The sequence below is a fragment of the Providencia sp. PROV_01 genome (genome assembly GCF_053098325.1).
This window is the reverse complement of record NZ_JBRFKD010000002.1, coordinates 3,131,218-3,144,687: the sequence shown is the minus strand read 5'-3', so window position 1 is coordinate 3,144,687 and position 13,470 is coordinate 3,131,218. Positions and strand designations below refer to the sequence as shown.

At 40.4% G+C, this 13,470-nt stretch carries 12 protein-coding genes; 4 read left to right on the top strand and 8 right to left on the bottom strand.

Annotation, left to right across the window (positions count from 1 at the left end; all coding sequences use genetic code 11):
* The first annotated feature begins 490 nt into the window (after window positions 1–490).
* From ACU696_RS15345 to ACU696_RS15330, 4 genes are all read left to right on the top strand, one after another.
* The gene (locus ACU696_RS15345) at window positions 491–1,807 is read left to right on the top strand and encodes a CitMHS family transporter (RefSeq protein WP_109911191.1); all 1,317 of its coding nucleotides are present in this window, start codon (window positions 491–493) and stop codon (window positions 1,805–1,807) included.
* Between the two features lie 315 nt (window positions 1,808–2,122).
* Window positions 2,123–2,941: a VanW family protein gene (locus tag ACU696_RS15340; RefSeq protein ID WP_117162038.1), complete on the top strand. Its 819-nt coding sequence runs from the start codon at window positions 2,123–2,125 to the stop codon at window positions 2,939–2,941.
* A 227-nt stretch (window positions 2,942–3,168) separates the two neighbouring features.
* Window positions 3,169–3,879 (top strand): RNA ligase family protein, encoded by a 711-nt coding sequence (locus ACU696_RS15335; protein ID WP_110732277.1) that lies wholly within the window; start codon window positions 3,169–3,171, stop codon window positions 3,877–3,879.
* Window positions 3,876–5,015, top strand: coding sequence for an AAA family ATPase (locus ACU696_RS15330; RefSeq protein ID WP_117162037.1), 1,140 nt, complete (start codon window positions 3,876–3,878; stop codon window positions 5,013–5,015). The genes ACU696_RS15335 and ACU696_RS15330 overlap by 4 nt, the downstream gene beginning before the upstream one ends.
* Window positions 5,016–5,061: 46 nt before the next feature.
* On the opposite strand, the gene ACU696_RS15325 is transcribed toward ACU696_RS15330, so the two are convergent.
* From ACU696_RS15325 to citC, 8 genes are all read right to left on the bottom strand, one after another.
* Complete coding sequence (locus ACU696_RS15325; RefSeq protein ID WP_109911195.1) at window positions 5,062–6,114, bottom strand: 4-oxalomesaconate tautomerase; 1,053 nt, start codon at window positions 6,112–6,114, stop codon at window positions 5,062–5,064.
* Window positions 6,115–6,455: 341 nt separating this feature from the next.
* Window positions 6,456–7,889, bottom strand: coding sequence for an anion permease (locus ACU696_RS15320; protein WP_004910059.1), 1,434 nt, complete (start codon window positions 7,887–7,889; stop codon window positions 6,456–6,458).
* 253 nt (window positions 7,890–8,142) lie between these two features.
* Window positions 8,143–9,024 (bottom strand): triphosphoribosyl-dephospho-CoA synthase CitG, encoded by an 882-nt coding sequence (citG, locus tag ACU696_RS15315; RefSeq protein WP_198634907.1) that lies wholly within the window; start codon window positions 9,022–9,024, stop codon window positions 8,143–8,145.
* Window positions 9,011–9,550: a citrate lyase holo-[acyl-carrier protein] synthase gene (gene citX, locus ACU696_RS15310; protein ID WP_004910064.1), complete on the bottom strand. Its 540-nt coding sequence runs from the start codon at window positions 9,548–9,550 to the stop codon at window positions 9,011–9,013. Before citX ends, citG begins: the two co-directional genes overlap by 14 nt.
* A gap of 2 nt (window positions 9,551–9,552) precedes the next feature.
* Window positions 9,553–11,079 carry a citrate lyase subunit alpha gene (gene citF, locus ACU696_RS15305; protein ID WP_209101363.1) on the bottom strand — a complete coding sequence of 509 codons (1,527 nt, stop codon included), beginning with the start codon at window positions 11,077–11,079 and terminating at the stop codon, window positions 9,553–9,555.
* Window positions 11,080–11,089: 10 nt separating this feature from the next.
* Entirely contained in the window at window positions 11,090–11,986 is an 897-nt protein-coding gene (gene citE, locus ACU696_RS15300; RefSeq protein ID WP_004910068.1) for a citrate (pro-3S)-lyase subunit beta, read from the bottom strand.
* Window positions 11,986–12,282, bottom strand: a complete 297-nt coding sequence (gene citD / locus ACU696_RS15295; protein WP_004910070.1) for a citrate lyase acyl carrier protein — start codon at window positions 12,280–12,282, stop codon at window positions 11,986–11,988. The genes citE and citD overlap by 1 nt, the downstream gene beginning before the upstream one ends.
* The gene (citC, locus tag ACU696_RS15290) at window positions 12,279–13,355 is read right to left on the bottom strand and encodes a [citrate (pro-3S)-lyase] ligase (RefSeq protein ID WP_004910073.1); all 1,077 of its coding nucleotides are present in this window, start codon (window positions 13,353–13,355) and stop codon (window positions 12,279–12,281) included. Before citC ends, citD begins: the two co-directional genes overlap by 4 nt.
* Window positions 13,356–13,470: the final 115 nt, after the last annotated feature.

The window sequence follows — 13,470 nt, the reverse complement described above, 5'->3', positions numbered from 1 at the left end:
TAGCCAAGTTTTTTTTGTGAGATGGTGTGGTTTTACGGGGAAATTTTATTTTTAGACGGATCGTTGATAGAAAATCAAGTAAAATTTTGCATATTTGATCAAAACCATAAAAAGTATATTTCCCTAGCAACATAATGAAAAAAGAGGGAAAAAATATAAAAAAATGAGATAAAAAATAAAATATAATAATAACTATTATTTTTTGATTGTTATAATTCTGTAACTTATAAATAAAATTAATTACCACCAACTTAGAGTGGCGTTAATTTATGCTTATGGTTTTAATGGTTCTAATAGAGAATAAAGCTATTTTTTTATTTTAAATGATAATTTAAATAAGAATTAATGCATTGTTTGTGAAGCAAAAATATAAAATATTCCTTGCGGTTATATTCAATGGTTTATATAAGAAACAAGCTTGTTAAGCTAATGCGAGCCAAGCTAAATTTTGTGTTCACCTGAAAAATATAATTCTAAGAAGGAAGTAGATGTGCTGACAATTATTGGTATTTTAATTATTTTATCGATAGTAACATTATTGATGATGGGGAAAGTTAGCCCAATTATCGCAATGTCTTGTATCCCCTTTATTGGTGCTTTATTTGCTGGTTACTCTGTTGCTGAAATTTCAGTATTCTTTGAAAGTGGTATTAATAAAGTGTCAAAAGTCGCTGCGATGTTTTTATTTGCGATTTTATTTTTTAGCTTAATGAAAGACCTGCACATTTTTGATCCGTTGATTCGTTTTATGGTTAAAATGACGCGTGGAAATATTATTATTGTTTGTATTATGACAACGTTAATTGCGGGGGTTGTCCATTTAGATGGGTCAGGCGCTGCGACATTCTTAATTATTATTCCTGCCTTATTACCTTTATACCGCCAACTAGGGATGAGCCCTTATTTAATGTTATTGCTGATGTGCGCCAGTATGGGGGTCATGAATATGGTACCTTGGGGTGGCCCATTAGGTCGAGCTTCGGCAGTCACTGGAATTGACGCCTCGACTCTATGGCAACATTTGATCCCTGTACAATTAATTGGCATGGCTGGCGCAGTGGTATTTGCTATTCTGATGGGATTACGTGAGAAAAGACGTATTGCAGCGGCAAGTTTGAAAGGCACTACGCCATATGAAATGGATTCTTTACTACCTGTTAGTGATGACACTGCAGATATAAGCGATACAGTTCAGAAACCCAAAAAACCACTTATCAATGGTGGGTTAATCATCGCATCTGTTATCTGTTTAGCATTCGGATTATTATCAGCGCCTTATGTTTTTATGATCGCACTTTCCATTGCTTTAATGGTTAACTTCCCTAACCCTAGGGACCAAATGAAAATTTTGGCAGCCCATGCACCGCAAGCGTTGGGAATGGTGGCCATAATATTAGCAGCGGGAGCATTCTTAGGTATTTTATCTGAAGGTGGGATGCTTGAGTCAATTGCAACAGACTTAACGGCTATTTTACCAACAGAATGGGTTTCTAAAGTCCATATTTTTGTCGGTATTTTAGGTGTACCGATGGATATTTTTACGAGTACAGATGCTTACTATTTTGCTTTATTACCAATAATTCAACAAATTGCAGCCACAGTTGGTGTTGACCCATCTTCCGTTGTTTACGCCATGGCGATAGGTAACAACGCGGGAACCTTCGTGAGCCCATTTTCACCAGCAGCTTGGTTAGCAATGGGTTTGGCTGGAATTGATATGGGCCGTCACTTACGCTATTCATTTGGTTGGATTTGGTTGTTTAGTTTCTTTTTGTTAGCAGTTGGGGCGCTACTCGGCTTGTATTAATTTGCTCGTTGGCTTCAAAAGTAAACCCTAGTCACATACTTGTGTATGCTCCTAGGGATTTACTTTTTTGCGGCCTAGCTGTGACATGAAATCCTTAGAGCAAATTATCTCTTCTTAAATCCTTATATCAAACCATCTTCATCTTGCTTGCCACCGCGTTTTTGGCTTCAAAAGTAAATTCTAGTGATAGGTAACTAGGGTTTGATTATTTTTTAGCTATTCAACTATCACGTATTAACTATCAGATAGTTACTATGTTGTAATACGAATGGCTATGACATGATTTATTGGTTAATTATATCAATAAGGTTTGTTATGCGTAGGCCACTTTCTTCCTATCATCCTATTCTCTATTGGCTGCGCGTGACTCAAAAGCGCTTAGTTCGAAGATTGCATTGGGTATGTTCTGCCAAGCATTATGCGAAGTCAAAATCCAGTGAACGCCTTGAGTATCGCTACAACAAGCATACATCTAAGCTGATCCGTAAATTAGGTGAATCAGACCTACGTTTGCAATACAACAAAGTAACGAACTTGCGTATTGCTGCCGAAGCGATGAATGGGGTTATTATTTACCCAGGAGAATATTTTTCATTTTGTCGGCTCGTAGGAAAACCGACTTCGCGCAGAGGTTTTCTTGAAGGTATGGAACTTTCATTTGGTGAAGCTCGTTCAGGGATTGGCGGGGGAATTTGCCAACTAAGTAATTTAATTCATTGGATGGTATTGCATTCTCCATTGCAAGTGGTTGAGCGCGCTAATCATAGTTTTGACCCATTTCCAGATGAAGGTCGTGTATTGCCTTTTGGTTCAGGGGCGGCAATCTTTTATAATTATATCGATTTGGTTTTCTATAATCCGACACAAAGTGCTTTTCAATTGGTATTTAATATCGCTGAGCATCAACTCGAAGGGGAATTATTGAGTTGTACCTCACGTGAACATAAATACCATATTTATGAGAAAAACCATAAGTTTACCCGAGAAAATGGAGTTATATACCGGCATAACGAAATTTGGCAAAAAGTGACAACTAAAGGACAAGAACCTAGTACTTTGCAGGATAATTGTTTGTATCGTAATAAGGTGATAGTGAAATATTCCTTAGATGAAAGCCAGATAGCGGTTGAATAATATCGCTAGCAATGAGATTAGGAATAAATTGATAGCCTTTTTCTTGACAATTAGACTAAAATTCAACTGTTTTCCTTCAATTTCGCTAATTTTGACCCTTAGCTAAGTAAAAATGAGGCCGTTACTCGGAATAGATATGTAATACCTACACTTGATTTCTCAACAATTAAAGACGCAAATCTAGCAAAAAGATTTGTGGTTATTTCTATTTCTTTAGAGAAAGCATGATGAATATGCAATCAAGAAAGTATGGTAGAACGTATCACTATCCGTTCTCCCCTGGTACGACTAGTGATGATCGCATTAATCGCGATTGGTGGTCGCACATCCAAAATATAGACAAACTGGTTCACACAGAAAAACTGGACGGTGAAAATAATTGCTTAAACCGTTATGGGGTTTTTGCGCGCTCTCATGGGGCTCCAACTCAATCGGCATGGAGCCAGCAAATTCGCCAACGTTGGCAGTTGATTAAAGACGATTTAGGGGATATTGAACTATTCGGTGAAAACCTTTACGCAATACATTCCATTGAATATCAACATATTGAAGATTATTTCTATGTGTTTGCTGTTAGGCAAGGGGAGTATTGGCTTAGTTGGGAAGAGGTGCAATTTTATGCGGCTTTATTTGATTTTCCAACTGTCCCCCAATTAGATTTATCACTCAGTAAACATATGGACAAGCAAGAATATGCAAGTTTATTAATTACTGCTGCATCATTAGATAGCCAATTTATTGCGCGTGATACTCACACAGGGAAAGCCTGTAGCATGGAAGGGATTGTGAGCCGTGATAGCCAAGGGTTTCATGTGGATGATTTTATGGCACATGTTTTTAAATATGTGCGTAAAAACCATGTCAAAACGGATATCCACTGGAAGCGGCATTGGCAGCGAGCCAAGCTGGCCTTTGAATTACAAGGAGAACAACCATGAGTTGGCAATTAACCCAATATCGTGATTGGGCACAGCTTGAAAGAGAGTTCGATTTTGTGCGTGATATGCAATATGTGCAGCAAGACCGTTTGCACCATGCGGAAGGCAATGTGGCTATTCACACTCAAATGGTGTTAGCGGCTTTGGAGGGGTTACCTGAATATCAACAGCTTCCAGAACTTAAACAACAAATCGTTTGGGCGGCAGCGTTGCTACATGACGTCGAAAAACGCAGTACAACAAAAGAAGATGAAGAAGGGCGAATTCATTCGCCTGGACATGCCAAAAAAGGCGAGTTATCGGTACGCAATATATTATTTCGACAAATAGAAACTCCTTTTGCTATTCGTGAACAAATTGCAGCTTTAGTTCGATTTCATGGTTTACCGCTTTGGTTAATGGAAAAGCCAGATCCTGAACGCACGTTATTTGCCGCCTCGTTGCGCGTTGAAATGTCTTTATTGTGTATGCTAGCGAAAGCCGATGCGATAGGGCGTACGTGTGAAGATAAAGCGGAATTGTTGGTCAGAATCGAACTATTTGAGTTGTTCTGTCGTGAGCAGGGTTGTTGGGATCAACCTAAATCATTTGCTTCGCAAGCTGGGCGTTTCCATTATTTTCATCACCAAAAGGGTACTACAGATTATCAACCTTTTGAAGAAACTGGGAGCGAAGTCGTTATGCTATGTGGTTTGCCGGGGATGGGAAAAGACCATTTTATCAAACAGTTTTACCCACGAACTCCGGTGGTATGTTTAGATGATGTTCGCCGAGAACATAAAATTAACCCAGCAGATAAAAATGCCCAAGGCTGGGTGGCGCAGCAAGTGAAAGAACAGGCTAAGGTTTTTTTGCGAACGAAAACGGATTTTATATGGAATGCGACCTCATTAAGTGCTTCGTTACGTGCCAGTATGATCAGTTTATTTGAACGCTACCAAGCCAAAGTTCATTTAGTTTATTTGGAAGTGCCATTTAAACAGTGGCGACAACAAAATCAACAGCGTAAATATGCGGTTCCAGAGCTGGTTATGGAAAAAATGGCAGGGAAGTTAGAATTACCAACGCCAGATGAAGCCCATCAGGTTTCCTATTATATTGACGGTAATTTTGAACCGTTACTTGCAGAAAAGTAAAATTAATCGCCTGCCTCTTAGCTAGAGGCAGGACGTGATATTAGTTTTAAGGAACGTACACATCGCCCTCGAAGAGTTTTCTCGCTGTACGAATAATTGATGCCTGAATCCCTTCCGGTGAATTGCCTTGCTGGTTTAACGATACGTCAAATTTTCCACTTAAATGTTCAATGGAAATATTATTCATATCAACAGAGTGAATATATTGCTGAGTAATACTATTAGGAACAATAGTACTTGTCGCAATGGCGATAGCACCAGTCACGGCAAGTGCGCCATGGCATTTATGTGGCATAAAATAACGGACATTAATTGTTCCACCGTGAATGGCTGGTGAAATCAATATAGGTTTAGGAATAACTTTTTTGCTAACATCACCAAGTCCCATCACTGCGCCTGCTTGTATACGAATAGCTTCGAGCTTTTGCATAAATTCGGCATCGGCTTCAAGCTGTTCCGCGGTTTCATAACCAGTTTTGTTAAGCTGAGGGGCATCAATTAACACCACAGGCATCGCCATATCAATACAACTAACATCAATACCTTCAATGGTGTCAATTGCATGGCCAGTCGGGAGCAATTTTCCTGTTTTAGTTCCACAAGCATTTAAAAATGTCAGTGCAACAGGCGCGGCATGACCGGGTACACTCGCAATTTCGGTGTCACCATCATAATCGACATGGCCATCAGGCGTTTGTACAGTAGAGTTGACGAAGGTGTTTGTATTGACATTACGGATCCTCACAGTCGTTGTTTCTCCTGTGATGGGCACCAAGCCTTTTTCAATAGCAAAAGAACCTACGGCACAAAGAATATTGCCACAATTTGGTGCCGTATCAACAATGCGCTCAGTAATAGAAACCTGAGCAAATAAATAATCAATATCAGCATCACTGTGAGTTGAAGGGCTAATAATAGCGACTTTACTGGTTTGTGGGCTGCCACCACCAATGCCATCAATTTGCAAAGCATGACCAGACCCCATAATCGCTAGGATCAGCTCATCCCGTTGTTTTATGTCTTTAGGAAGGGAGTCTGCTAAAAGGAATACGCCTTTCGAGGTGCCGCCACGCATTAAGGTACAAGGAATTTTTTTCATCTGTTTACCCGTTATATTTCACGCTGTGCCTGTGTTGGCTACGCTCAGTCACCCAAGTCACATACTTTTGTATGCTCCATGGATGCCTTCACTTGCCGCCTTGCCACAACGTGAACTATTTAGGGTAAACCCGTTCAGCTTCCCGCAGTGGCGGTGTTGGCTACGCTCAGTTACCCAAGTCACATACTTTTGTATGCTCCATGGGATGCCTTTGTTTTGCCGCCTTGTTACAACCCGAACTATTTAGAGGATTAGCGTGAATTACCGTTATATTTGGGTTTAGGGCACAATTTGCATTGCGCCCCATGGAATAATTTAATGAGAGATTAGAATAGAGCGCATTAAATCAGCCCCATGCTAATCAAGATCTCCCACCAACCTAAACCGATAGTCATGTGAACGAATAAGCTAATGAAGGCCACTAACCCGCCAATGATCCACCAAGAACGGATATCGTTATAACCCGCACCGAATACGATAGGTGCTGCGGCGCCGCCATAGTGAGTTACGCTTCCGCCGTAAGCATTCGAGAACAGCAAACCTAGAGCGAGTAACATCGGAGGAGCCCCTGCAACCATACCGACAGTGGCAAATACCGGAACCATGGCTGCAACATACGCACCACCAGAGGCAAATAAGTAGCGAATGGCAACACTGATGAACATGATGACAAAGAAAGCTAGCATCGCTTGGTCACCGAAGGAGAGATATTGACTCATGGTATCGGCGAGCCACTTGAAGAAGCCTGCTTTTGTGAGAACACCAGACATACTGATGATACCACCGTACCAAATCAGGGTATTCCAGCCGCCTTTATTCTTCAGTACGTCATCCCAAGTTACAACACCTAGGATCAGGGTTAATGCCATGACCGCAATCGCGACGCTAGAAGCGCTGACACCGATAAGGTCAGAGAAAATCCAGCCACACAGCGCGATAATGAAGACAATTCCCAGCAATTTTTCACGCATAGTCATTGGGCCTAAGTCTTCCAGGCCTTTGGCCGCGATCTCTTTGTTATTCACCTTTTTCAACTCAGGTGGATACAGTTTGTAGATCATTAACGGTGTCAAAATCAGCATGATTAAACCCGGTACAGAGGCTGCAAGTGCCCATCCACCCCAACTTAAATGGATGCCCATAATGTCACTCATCATGGCAAGGGCGAGTGCATTTGGCGCCATTGCGGTCAAGAACATATAGCTGGTGGTTTTAGTCACCATATAAACGTTGACGAGGAGATAATGGCCTGCTTTACGTGGACTTTTTTCTGGATCAGACCCTAAAGCAACGGCGACACTATTGATGATTGGGAAAACAATCCCTCCTGCACGTGCGGTATTAGAAGGCGTCGCTGGTGCGATAATTAAATCAAGGATTGCGGTTACATAACCGAGTCCTAACGTTGTACCACCTAACTTACCAATCAAGATATAAGAAAGACGTTTACCTAAACCAGTAATAACAAAGGCAGCGCTCAGAGTAAATGCAGCAAATACAAGCCATGTCGTACCGGATGCATATCCACTTAAAACTTCACTTGCTTTGACATCTTTAGTACCTGTTACTCCAATAATTACTGCACTTGCAGCAATAGTGGCTAATAAAATAACAGGCTCTGAATATGGTTTAAGTACCAAACCGACAATAGCGGCAAGATAAAGACCGAATAACAACCACGCAATATGTGGTAGCCCCGTTGGTGTAGGTATTAACGCAATAATAATTGGAATGGCTATTAACACGAATAGCTTCCATATTTTTTCTTTTTGCATAAGCCAATTTCCTTGATTAAATCAATATTAAATTTATTTAATATTAAATTGAATGAACTTTAATATTAGGAATTTGTTAAAATGATAATTTTTAATATGGCTGTATCTTGAATGAAATATAATGATTTTAATTTTCATTAATAATTCACTCTAAGGTATATAATTTAGTTAAATAATTAATTGGTTTTTATTTGGTTAAATTGTTTTATTTTTAAATTATTCCTGTTTTATTAATGTTAAAAAATACGTAATGTTAAATAAAGGATTGATTGGGTAATCGAGCAAAAAACCAAGTTAGAATTAATAAATCCGCACTTCCCCCAGGACTCACATTTAGCTGAATACATTCACTATCGAAATGTTTAACCTTAACTAAGTCATCATGGGTATTTATACCAGCAGTTAATAGCTGTTTTGCACGTTGCTTGATCCACGTTAAACTCTTGATACCACCACGATTGACAATATTCGTATCATCATTCAGGCTCATGAGTAAAATTAAAGTATCAAGTAGAGCGATATCGGCGAGTTTGCCTTTAGCAAGTTGCTGCAAATAATAAGGAAGTGAATGTTTGATTACTAACGAATAACCGCCCTCAGCTTCACCTCTTGCACCTGTTAACCCATGTCTCTGATATAAGCGATGGCCAGCAGTAGGGTTTTCGGTTTTTTGTTTAAGTTCATTGGTAATTCCCTTACACATACTAGCAACCAATAAGCTGATATTTTCAGGTGAGACACATTGTTGTTGTGCAATCAAACGGCCTATTGCGGTTAAAGCTAAACCTAAGGAGAAAATACTGCCTTTATGGGTATTAACCCCTTTTGTTGCACGGAACATCGACTTTTCACAATCCATTCCGATAGGGCGAATATGGGGTAATAGTTGCTCTATAGGACAATTTTTGTATTGAGCGCCTGCTTGCAAAAATTGAGGAAAATGTGTCGCGATGGCATTGGCACTTAAATGAAAATCTGTCAGTGCCATATCTTTATGGGCACCGGTATTATGTTTATCCACTAACCCAGGTTTAGGGGTTAAGTTTACTTCAGCTAACATCGCTTGCCATGCTAATTGGCTGTAATAGTGGGTTAATTTATCATTTATATGGCTGAGTTGTTTAATGGGTTGCATGCGCTAACTCCTCGATACGATTAAGTATCTCAACCAATGAATGTGTCCGCTGACGAGCACAAATTTTCGCTTCATTTTCACAAATTAGGCATTGTCTTGGTGGCAGATTTAATTGACTACGTGAATATTGCTGCCCCTTGGCATCAAACACATCAAAATCCCATAACCGACCAACAGCAGACGATTCTTCCATGCGAATTAACGCTTTTTTAATCTCGATAGCATCTCCGTCAACGGCAACCAAGCATTCCGGCCCCGTTTTTAATGCCCAAGATTGTTGTGATAAAAACACCCACTGCCCGCATGAAGCAATTTGTTTAAGCGCATTTAGGCCCTGATTAAACACATGTCTAACAAGAGAGTTGTCTTTGACAGCTCCAGGAAAAACGACAGTAAATGAAATCAAGGTTACCTGATGGAGACCAATCCACGCTTGTTGGCGAGCCTGACGGGCATCTCGGCTATCCAACAGTTCAGGTAAAGAAATATCAAATTGCTCTTGAGTATCAGGCAGTGGGTAAAACATATTTACTCCTTCACTTGATGAACAACATCAATGACTGAGCCATCACGATAACGAACAACCGCAACAGCTTTATCTGTAAATTCAATTGGGTTAGGAGTACCAGTTAATAATTGTGCTCGTTCTCGTAACCAGTTCATTGAAACGGTTTTAATACCTTGGCTTTCAAGTTGCTGTTTTAATTCAGGACGAGCAGGGTTAACTGTAATTCCATGGTCAGTGACAAGAATATCGACACTGGAACCAGGTGTAACACACGTGAGCACTTCATCCACTAATGTTGGAATACGGCCACGTACCAGTGGTGCAACAATGATAGATAATTTTGATGCAACAGCTGTGTCACTATGGCCACCAGATGCACCACGAATAATGCCATCAGAACCCGTTAACACATTGACATTAAAGCGAGTATCGATTTCTAACGCGCTGAGCACAACCACATCAAGCATATCAACGGAAGCACCTTTTGAATCAAAGCACGCATATTGGTTAGCACTGATTTCAATATGATTCGGGTTGCGAGCAAGTGATTCTGCTGCCGCTTTATCAAAACTTTGGACATCCAATAATTTACGAATTAATCCTTTTTCATGTAAATCAACGATAGTTGAGGTAATGCCGCCAAGTGCGAAGCCAGCCTGAATATTATGGCGTCTCATTTTGTCTTCAAGGAAGCGAGTGACGGCAAGAGAAGCACCGCCCGTACCGGTTTGTAATGAAAAACCATCTTTAAAGTAACCCGATTTTTCGATAACATCAGCTGCAGTACGAGCAATCAGAAGTTCACGAGGGTTCGACGTCATACGTGTCGCATCAGCCCCAATTTTATCGGCATCACCCACCCGTTTAACTTTGACGATGTAATCGACTTCATCTTGCTTAATACTGGATGGGTTATGGGGGTAATCTAATATCTCTTCAGTGAGCATCACCACTTTTTTCGCGGTCTCAGCATCAATTTTGGCATAACCTAAAGAACCGCAACTCGCACTGCCAGTGTAGCCATTGGCATTGCCGTATTCATCACAAGAAGGAACCCCAATAAACGCCACATCAATAACTAGCTCACCGCTATGAATTAGATTGGCTCTTCCACCATGCGAATGAATTTGTACAGGTTCTTCTAATTCACCACGTGAAATAGCTTCAGCGAGTGGGCCTCGGATACCAGAGGTATAAATTTTGCGGATAACACCATGACGAATATGTTCAACAAGTGGTGAATGGCAAGCACTTAATGAGCTTGATGCAAGTGTTAAGTTGCGAAAACCCATTTCAGCAATGACTTGCATCACCATATTGACCGTAAGATCTCCACCGCGAAAGGCGTGATGGAAAGAAATAGTCATACCGTCTTTAAGACCAGAACGACGGATCGCGACTTGTAAGTCATCACATAATTTGCGATTTCTCGGCTTTTGTACCTGTTGTTGTACTTTGCCGATATCTTTAAATTCACGTAGTTCATCGTCAGTATTTGGTTGTAAGTAGGCTGATACGCGAGCCTGGCGCTGAGTATTATTTGTCATTTTTATTGCCTCACTCTTCCCGAATTCCTGATAATGCTGCTCGTGATAACACGAGGCGAGCTCTGTCAATAACTGGGCCATCGACCATTTTTCCGTTCAATGAAACCACACCTTTACCTTCAAGGGCTGCGGCATCAGCGGCTTCAACAACACGCTGTGCATGGTCGACTTCTTTTTGAGTTGGTGCATATAAATTATGAAGTAACTCAATTTGTCTTGGGTTAATTAATGATTTGCCATCAAAGCCGAGCTGTTTAATGTGAGCGGCTTCGCGTAGGAAACCTTCTTCATTATTCGCATCAGAATATACGGTATCAAACGCTTGAATACCGGCTGAACGAGCGGCTTGTAAAATGGCGCACCGAGCATAGAGGAGTTCTACGCCGTCTGGAGACCGCTCGGTGCGCAAATTGCGGACATAGTCCTCGGCACCTAATGCGATGCCTATAAGTCTTGGTGATGAATGAGCAATATTGACTGCTTGAGTGATGCCCATTGGAGATTCGATAGCGGCGAGCAAACCCGTGCTACCTTCTTCGCGGCCACAACTTTTTTCTATACGTAAGATTTCACTTTCAATATCAATAACATCTTGCGCAGTATCTGTTTTAGGAAGGCGGACAATATTTGCACCACCACGAACAACGGCCTCAAGGTCAGCAACACCAAAGGCGGAATCTAATGCATTGACCCGCACAATGGTTTCAATATCTTGATAAAGCGGGTGCTGTAATGCATGGTAAACCAAGCGACGAGCTGTGTCTTTTTCGCGTAAAGTTACAGAGTCCTCAAGGTCGAACATTAAAGCATCCGCTTTATAAATAAAGGAATTGCTTAACATGGCTGCATTGGAACCGGGCACAAATAACATACTTCTGCGTGTACGTGATTTTTGTTCTGGAGTCATTATTTATCCTCCCAAGGCAGATAGTCGATATCACAGGCGCGAGCCAATAAGGCTTCTAAACGCGCTTTAAGTACGCATTCCAGTGCACCTTTATCATCTACAATGATTTGTGCTCCTTGAATATCATGCTGCTGAATCATTTCTTGTACGATTTTTGCGATAGCATCCCCAAACTGCTTTTCAACACTACTGGTAATTTGTATTGAGACCTCTTGAGTGTCTTCTAGCGGTTCGATACGAACCATGACATCACTTGATTCAAGTGTGCCAGCTACTGCTGCGTGTTTTATCTTCATATTTCACCTATGGCTAATTCAGAACTTTCGGTGTGGCTTTGAGCGGATGCGACTTGATTGGCGACCATCTCTTGTAAATATTGATAGGTTGCCTCAGGTACAATCGGCTTAATCGCCGCAAGATCTTTTTTAGCGAGCAATCGTCTAACTTGTGAGGCAGAAACTGCCGTTCCATTGATGATTGTTCGCGGAAATTCAACGAGTTCTATAGGTGGAAAATTCATAGCATCGGTTTTTAACCAAAAGCGCATGTCTTGGTTATATTGGTTGGTGACTTGGCAAAATGGTTCCGAGCCTACGAATCGATGGGTTATCCCCAGAGCAGGGGCGATATATTGACGAAATATCTTAATGTCTATTTCGGTATAACAGTTATTGGCAACCGTTTTGTCTTTAATAAAGTAACAAGGAAAAGTCGCGCGAGAAATAATATACTCGGAGCCTTTGTGGATAGTGAGATTTTCTATTCCTTTAGTCCCAGCTTCGATTAAATTTAATCTAATTTTATAAGGGAAACGAGAGGTATCTTCTTTGACAACAAATAGGTGTAGCCAGTCACAGGCCTTCGCGGCTTGTTCTATTAAATAGCGATGGCCAAGGGTGAAGGGATTGGCATTCATGACGATTGCGCCAATTTTTTTTCCTTCCTTACGTTGTGCTTTTAAACTTTCGATATAACGTTTTAGATAACAGCAACTGTTTTCCATCAACACCATAATATCAGGAACGGTGGCAATAGTATGGAAGCCACATTGTTGGAATAAGCTTTCATTTTGAAATTTAGTATAAATAAATAAATGCGTTGTATTATTTTCGTAAGCAAGATTAACCAGTTCTGTTGCTAATTTTAATGCAAGGCCTTCACCTCGAGCATCATCACTAATAGCAACGCATTTAATAACATTTTTTGCTAAGCCTCCGCACGCAATTAATTTTTCATTGCGTGAGATTGTAATAAAAACGTCAATGCTTGAATCAAGCTCTAAATCGTTTTCCTTTAAAAACTGAGTTATTTCAGCAAGTTTCCTGTTCTCATGACGTTTTACTTGGTTAAACGTTATGTTTTCGAACATAATAGTATCCTGCATCTCATTTAGAGATGTTTTTAAAATGTTGCTAATGTTAAAGTTAATTAAATAAATATTTTTGATTATTCTTATAAAAGTAAATATAAATTCTTATTTAATT

Bases quoted from the DNA above. Each gene is read 5' to 3' on its own strand.
- ACU696_RS15340 (WP_117162038.1), top strand. From the start codon at position 2,123: ATGCGTAGGCCACTTTCTTCCTATCATCCTATTCTCTATTGGCTGCGC.
- ACU696_RS15335 (WP_110732277.1), top strand. From the start codon at position 3,169: ATGAATATGCAATCAAGAAAGTATGGTAGAACGTATCACTATCCGTTC.
- ACU696_RS15330 (WP_117162037.1), top strand. From the start codon at position 3,876: ATGAGTTGGCAATTAACCCAATATCGTGATTGGGCACAGCTTGAAAGA.
- ACU696_RS15325 (WP_109911195.1), bottom strand. From the start codon at position 6,114: ATGAAAAAAATTCCTTGTACCTTAATGCGTGGCGGCACCTCGAAAGGC.
- ACU696_RS15320 (WP_004910059.1), bottom strand. From the start codon at position 7,889: ATGCAAAAAGAAAAAATATGGAAGCTATTCGTGTTAATAGCCATTCCA.
- citG (WP_198634907.1), bottom strand. From the start codon at position 9,024: ATGCAACCCATTAAACAACTCAGCCATATAAATGATAAATTAACCCAC.
- citX (WP_004910064.1), bottom strand. From the start codon at position 9,550: ATGTTTTACCCACTGCCTGATACTCAAGAGCAATTTGATATTTCTTTA.
- citF (WP_209101363.1), bottom strand. From the start codon at position 11,079: ATGACAAATAATACTCAGCGCCAGGCTCGCGTATCAGCCTACTTACAA.
- citE (WP_004910068.1), bottom strand. From the start codon at position 11,986: ATGACTCCAGAACAAAAATCACGTACACGCAGAAGTATGTTATTTGTG.
- citD (WP_004910070.1), bottom strand. From the start codon at position 12,282: ATGAAGATAAAACACGCAGCAGTAGCTGGCACACTTGAATCAAGTGAT.
- citC (WP_004910073.1), bottom strand. From the start codon at position 13,355: ATGTTCGAAAACATAACGTTTAACCAAGTAAAACGTCATGAGAACAGG.